This window comes from Streptomyces sp. NPDC002130, assembly GCF_040296465.1.
In the GTDB taxonomy this organism is placed as follows: Bacteria; Actinomycetota; Actinomycetes; order Streptomycetales; family Streptomycetaceae; genus Streptomyces.
In genome coordinates, this window is sequence record NZ_JBEOXI010000670.1 from 1 (window position 1) to 1,752 (window position 1,752).

Below are 1,752 nucleotides of genomic sequence, written 5' to 3' on the forward strand. Positions count from 1 at the left end.
GTGAAAGCGGTGCTTGGCCCGGTGTACTCAAGGTGTCGAAGGCAAAAAGAAGATCGTCGATGTTCTCCGCGAGAAAGAACTCTCCAGGCGATGGAGCCTGAACCCTGCCGCACGTTGCGCTATCCGGAGCCAAACCTGCGGTGATCGATCGCATGAGGTCGAAATCCTGGGCTACGGAAGTTCCCGCGGCAAGGCCGATTCCGAATACCTTGACACCAACACTACGAAGCTGGCGGGTTCGACCGGTCGTCCCAAAGGTGTTGTCGTCACCCACGAGGGTGTGGTCAACCGATTGCTCTGGGCACAGCAGATACGTCCGATGGACGTTTCCGACCGGATGCTGCAGAAGACCCCGTCCAGCTTCGACGTCTCCGTTCCCGAATTCTTCTGGCCGTTCCTGGTGGGGGCAACCCTGGTGATGGCCGAGCCGGACGGGCACAAGGACCCGGGCTATCTGGCCGACGTCATCGTCGAACAGTCCGTGACCCGAGTGCATTTTGTTCCGTCGATGCTCGAAGTGTTTCTTGCAGAGCCGAAAGCAGCACTGTGCTCTTCCCTCGAGATCGTCAACTGCAGCGGTGAGGCACTGCCCGTTCACGTTGCACGCAAGGTCGCCGAGATCCTGCCGAACGTTCTGGTGGACAACCTCTACGGCCCCACCGAGGCCGCCGTCGACGTCAGTTGGCAGCCGTCCGTGCAGGAAACTCCGGCAGACGCCGTCAGTGTCCCGATCGGCGTGCCCGCAGCCGACACCGGCCTGTTCGTTCTCGATCCCTACCTGCAGAACGTCCCGGCCGGTGCCACCGGTGAGCTGTATTTGGCGGGACCACAACTGGCGCGTGCTTACCACGGACGTGGGGGACTCACCTCCGAAAGATTTGTGGCGAATCCGTACAGCGACGGCGGTTCGCGGATGTACCGGACCGGTGACATCGTGCGGTGGAATGCCGACGGCGTCCTCGAGTACCTCGGCCGCGTGGACGAGCAGGTGAAGGTTCGTGGATTCCGCATCGAGCTCGGTGAAGTCGAAGCACAGTTGGCGCTGTGCCCCGGAGTCACGGCCAGTGCCGTGATCGTCCGAACAGACGGCCCTGGCAACCGCGCACAGGTGGTTGCCTATCTGGTCGGCGATGTTGATGATGCTGCGGTTCGCGCTCAGTTGCTGTCGGTGCTACCGGAATTCATGGTGCCCAGCGCCTTTGTGCGACTTGAGTCACTGCCGCTGAGCCCGAGCGGCAAGCTCGACCGAAAAGCACTACCTGCACCGGATTTCGCGGCACAGGTGAGCGACTCGACGGGAGTAGTTTCCTCGGGCGTCGCAGACCTTCTCGCCGGGCATTTCGCGACGGTTCTCGGACTGCCCCGTGTCGGGGTGCGCGACGATTTCTTCACTCTCGGCGGCGACAGTATCCTGGCGATCCGACTGGTCAACCTGGCTCGTCGTGATTCGGTAGTGCTGACCCCGCGTCAGATCTTCGAATTGCGCACTCCCGCCGCGATCGCCGCAACGGTGGGTGATGACGCCACCTCGGTTACCACCGCCTCGGCCGACATCGGTGTGGGTGAGCTGGTACCGCTGCCGGTGGTTCACCGCTTGTCCGAATGGGCGGGTGGTACCGATCGCTTCAACCAGGCAGTTCTGATCCACTCTCCGGCAACATCTCTCGGTTCGATCACCGGGGTGGACGGGGCTGGACCACCCGGATCGCGGGCGCCCCGGCACTCGGCAGCCTGCACACCGACGAGCAGAAC

The 1,752-nt window shown here is 62.8% G+C and carries 2 protein-coding genes; one reads left to right on the plus strand and one right to left on the minus strand.

Translation table 11 applies throughout. The features are described 5' to 3' along the window. On the minus strand, positions 1-274 hold a 274-nt coding region (locus ABT116_RS44260), incomplete at its 3' end, for a hypothetical protein (protein WP_351646524.1). A 6-nt stretch (positions 275-280) separates the two neighbouring features. Between ABT116_RS44260 and ABT116_RS44265 the strand changes: the two genes are divergently transcribed. Next, positions 281-1,752: AMP-binding protein (locus ABT116_RS44265; protein WP_351646526.1), on the plus strand; the 1,472-nt coding region annotated here is incomplete at its 3' end.